This is a genomic window from Mesorhizobium sp. M7A.F.Ca.MR.362.00.0.0 (assembly GCF_004023175.1).
Taxonomy (GTDB): Bacteria; Pseudomonadota; Alphaproteobacteria; order Rhizobiales; family Rhizobiaceae; genus Mesorhizobium.
Genome location: NZ_RZTF01001194.1, coordinates 1 through 223, shown reverse-complemented (window position 1 = coordinate 223; position 223 = coordinate 1). Strand labels below are relative to the sequence as shown.

At 47.5% G+C, this 223-nt stretch carries 1 protein-coding gene; it reads left to right on the top strand.

Going from position 1 to position 223, the window contains the following annotated elements; genetic code table 11:
- Positions 1-223: hypothetical protein (locus EOC06_RS40695; protein ID WP_164899133.1), on the top strand; the 223-nt coding region annotated here is incomplete at both ends.

The following is a 223-nucleotide window of genomic DNA, read 5'->3' as shown; positions in this document are numbered from 1 at the left end:
GATGTTCTCGGTGTGGATGATACTGCCGCTAACAAGGGGATTTTGTATAAATATCCGCAGGACGGCTCCACAACTGCAATTAAGGTAAGCAGCGGTGAAAAGTTAGGAACTCCAGGAAGTGTGGAAGCAAGTCAAGTGCCTGGCAAGCCAGTTGCTGTGGAGGAAGATACAACACCGCCGACAATTGAAAATACGACAGCACTAACAGAAACAGGAATAGAGG